Annotated in this window: 4 protein-coding genes; all 4 read left to right on the top strand. The window is 71.9% G+C overall.

Translation table 11 applies throughout. The annotated features are described in order from the left end of the window. Window positions 1-990 (top strand): branched-chain amino acid ABC transporter permease (locus tag AB0H87_RS39545; RefSeq protein ID WP_360158255.1); only part of this gene is annotated, 990 nt, incomplete at its 5' end. Then, window positions 987-2,030: a branched-chain amino acid ABC transporter permease gene (locus AB0H87_RS39540; RefSeq protein WP_360158252.1), complete on the top strand. Its 1,044-nt coding sequence runs from the start codon at window positions 987-989 to the stop codon at window positions 2,028-2,030. The genes AB0H87_RS39545 and AB0H87_RS39540, both read left to right, overlap by 4 nt. Then, window positions 2,027-2,758, top strand: coding sequence for an ABC transporter ATP-binding protein (locus AB0H87_RS39535; RefSeq protein ID WP_360158249.1), 732 nt, complete (start codon window positions 2,027-2,029; stop codon window positions 2,756-2,758). The genes AB0H87_RS39540 and AB0H87_RS39535 overlap by 4 nt, the downstream gene beginning before the upstream one ends. Next, window positions 2,745-3,446: an ABC transporter ATP-binding protein gene (locus tag AB0H87_RS39530; RefSeq protein WP_360158246.1), complete on the top strand. Its 702-nt coding sequence runs from the start codon at window positions 2,745-2,747 to the stop codon at window positions 3,444-3,446. The genes AB0H87_RS39535 and AB0H87_RS39530 overlap by 14 nt, the downstream gene beginning before the upstream one ends. Window positions 3,447-3,583: the final 137 nt, after the last annotated feature.

The following is a 3,583-nucleotide window of genomic DNA, read 5'->3' as shown; positions in this document are numbered from 1 at the left end:
GGCGGCGTGGCGACCCTGGATCCCGACGAGGTACGCGCCCCCGCCGCCCGCCAGGTGCCGTGGCTGCGGATCGGGGTGATCGCCGCCCTGATCGTCGTGGCGGTCGCGCTCGCCTACGTGCGCGCGGGCAGCGGTGTCGTGGTCGTGCAGGCCGTGGCCACGGGCATCCTGATCGGCGGCGTCTACGGCCTCATCGCGATGGGCCTGACGCTGATCTTCGGCGTGCTCGACATCGTCAACTTCGCGCACGGCAGCTTCCTCGCGCTGGCGCTGTTCCTCACCTTCGGGCTGGTCCAGGCCGGCCTGCACGTCTACCTCGCGCTCGCGGTGAGCGTGCCGGCGATGTTCCTGCTCGGCCTGCTCGTGCAGCGCGGCATCCTGGCCGGCGCGATGGGCAAGCCGCTGGAGAACCAGCTGCTCATCACGCTCGGCATCTCGCTGATCATCGAGAACGCGCTGCTGCTGTTCTTCGGGGCCAACCCGCGTTCGGCCCCGCTGTCCGGCGACCGCGGCGTGCCGATCTTCGACGCCGTGGCCAACCTGTCCCGGATCCTCGCCTTCGTCGGCGCGCTGGTCCTGGCCGGGCTGCTCTACCTGCTGCTGCAGCGCACCCGGCTCGGCACCGCGATCCGCGCGGTCGCCGCCAACGACACCGGCGCGCAGCTCGTCGGCATCGACACCCGGGTGATCTACGCGGTCACCTTCGCGCTCGGCACCGCCTGCGCCGGCGCCGCCGGCACCCTGGTCGCCCCGCTGGTCACCATCGAGCCGACCACCGGCTCGCTGTTCAACATCGTGGCCTTCGTCGTGGTCGTGCTGGGCGGCATGGGCAACGTGCTCGGCGCGCTGGCCGGCGGCCTGATCATCGGGCTGGCCGAGCAGCTCGGCGGCATCTATCTGCCGGGGCAGTCGCCGCTCCTGTCGGTGTTCATCGTCTTCGTGCTCGTGCTCTTCCTGCGCCCACAGGGACTCTTCCGGAGGTCGGCATGACGACGACCGCCACCCCGCCGACCGCCGCGACGGCCAAGCCGCTGCCGCGCCAGCCGTGGAACCGCCACCTGCTGGCGATCGCGGTGCTGGCCGTGCTGCTCGTGCCGCTGCCGCTGATCCTGCCGCCCGCCCAGGCGTCGGTGGCCGTGCGCGTGCTCATCTTCGCGCTGATGAGCATCGGCTGGAACATGATGAGCGGCTTCGGCGGCATGTTCAGCTTCGGCCACGCGGCCTACTTCGGCATCGGCGCGTACGCCGGCGCCTGGCTCCTGGTCGAGCACGACGTCTCGCCGTGGATCGGCATGCTCGCCGGCATGGTGCTGGCCGCGGCGTTCGCGACGCTGATCGGCTTCCTGGCCCTGCGCTACAAGCTCCGTGGCGCGTACTTCGCGCTGGCCACCTTCGCGTTCGCCGAGATGCTCCGGCTCTGGGCGACCAACAGCGAGTTCGTCAACCGGGCGGTCGGCTACCACGTGCCGCTGCGCCCTGACACCTCGTGGTGGTGGATCCAGTTCGAGCCGTCCTCGCCGAACTACTTCTGGATCGCGCTCGGCCTGACGGTCATCGCGCTCGTGGTCAGCGTCCAGTTCGTCCGCTCCCGGGCCGGCCAGTTCGCCAAGGCCGCCCGCGACGACGAGGACGCGGCGGCCGCCGTCGGCATCCCCGTGATGCGCTACAAGCTGCTCACCATGGCGCTCTCCGCCGCGATCACCGCGGTGGCCGGCGCGTTCTACGTCCAGTACTTCCTGTTCATCGACCCCGACCTGGCGTTCGGGTCGAGCGTGTCGATCCAGGCGATCCTGCCCGCGGTGATCGGCGGCGTGGCGACGATCTGGGGACCCGTGATCGGTTCCGTGGTGATGGGCCCGCTCAACGACGTGACCGCCACGATCCTGCGCAACCCGCCGCCCGCGCTGGAGTTCCTGCAGGGCCGCGGCGGCCTCGACGTGATCGTCTACGGCGCGCTGCTGATCATCATCGTGCTGCTGCTGCCCAAGGGCATCTACGGGACGATCCGGCAAAGGTGGTCGAGGCGATGACGCTGCTGCGGGTCGACGGCATCTCGAAGTCGTTCAAGGGACTCCGGGCGGTCGACGACGTGAGCTTCGAGGTCGCCGAGGGCAGCATCCTCGGCGTCATCGGGCCCAACGGCGCCGGCAAGACCACGATGTTCAACCTGGTCGCCGGCGCGCTGCGGCCGGACGCCGGCCGGGTGCACCTGGCCGGCAAGGAGGTCACCGGGCACGCGCCGCACCGGATCACCGCGGCCGGCATGACCCGGACCTTCCAGCTCATGCGGCCGTTCTACTCCATGACCGTGCTGGAGAACGTCACGGTGGCGGTGCTGGCCGGCGGCGCCGCGAAGCGCACCGCCCGTAACGCCGCCGCCGAGGTGATCGAGCGGGTCGGCCTGGACCGCTGGCGGGACGCACCGACCGAGGGCCTGCCGACCGCGGCGCTCAAGCGGCTCGAGCTGGCCCGGGCGCTGGCCAGCCGGCCGCGGGTGCTGCTGCTCGACGAGGTGCTGGCCGGTCTCGTGCCGGCCGAGCGGGCGCCGGTGATGGAGCTGCTGGAACGGCTGCGCACGCAGGACGGCGTGACGCTGGTCTTCGTCGAGCACATCATGGCCGCGGTCATGCGGCTGTCGGACTCGGTGCTGGTGCTCGACCTGGGCCGGGTGCTCACGTCGGGCGCACCGGAGGAGGTGACCCGGGACCCCCGGGTCATCGAGGCCTACCTCGGGGAGGACCCGCATGCTTCGGCTTGAGGGTGTCAGCGCCGGCTACCACGGCCTGCAGGTCCTGCACGAGCTCGACCTGCGGGTCGACGAGGGCGAGATCGTGGCGATCGTCGGCGCGAACGGCGCCGGCAAGACGACCACGCTCAAGACCGTGTCGGCGCTCGTCAAGCCGACCGCGGGCACGATCACGTTCGACGGGAGACGCGCCGACGGGGTACGCCCGGCGGAGCTCGTCGCCCGCGGCCTGCTGCACGTGCCGGAGGGGCGGGCGCTGTTCGGCCCGCTCAGCGTCGAGGAGAACCTGCGGATGGGCGGCTGGACCCGCGGGCGCAAGCCGCTCGACGAGCCGCTGCGTTCGGTGTACGAGCTCTTTCCGATCCTGGAGGAGCGGCGCGCGCAGGCGGCCGAGACGCTCAGCGGCGGGCAGCAGCAGATGCTCGCGATCGGCCGGGCACTGATGGCCGCGCCGAAGCTGCTGCTGCTCGACGAGCCGTCGACCGGGCTGTCGCCGAAGCTGACCTGGACGGTGCTCGACGCGGTCAAGGCGATCCGGGACCGGGGCGTGTCCGTGCTGCTGGTCGAGCAGAACGCGGCCCACGCGCTCAACCTGGCCGACCGGGCGTACGTGCTGGAGAGCGGCAGCCTGGTGCTCGACGGGCCAGGTCCCGAGCTGGCCCGCGACGACCGGGTCCGGGCCGCGTACCTGGGGTTGTGATGAGGTCCACCGTGGAGGCCGTCGCACGGCTCGGTGACTGGGTCGCCGGGCTGCGCTGGGATTCCGTGCCGGCGTCCGCCTGCGCCCGGCTCGGGCTCGTGCTGCTCGACTCGCTCGGCGTCACCGTGGTCGGCGCC

Origin of the sequence: Asanoa sp. NPDC050611, assembly GCF_040654855.1 — a bacterium.
Lineage (GTDB): Bacteria > Actinomycetota > Actinomycetes > Mycobacteriales > Micromonosporaceae > Asanoa.
This window is presented reverse-complemented; position numbering and strand designations above follow the sequence as displayed.

Coding starts and splice junctions, on each gene's coding strand:
- AB0H87_RS39540 (WP_360158252.1), top strand. CDS start 987: ATGACGACGACCGCCACCCCGCCGACCGCCGCGACGGCCAAGCCGCTG.
- AB0H87_RS39535 (WP_360158249.1), top strand. CDS start 2,027: ATGACGCTGCTGCGGGTCGACGGCATCTCGAAGTCGTTCAAGGGACTC.
- AB0H87_RS39530 (WP_360158246.1), top strand. CDS start 2,745: ATGCTTCGGCTTGAGGGTGTCAGCGCCGGCTACCACGGCCTGCAGGTC.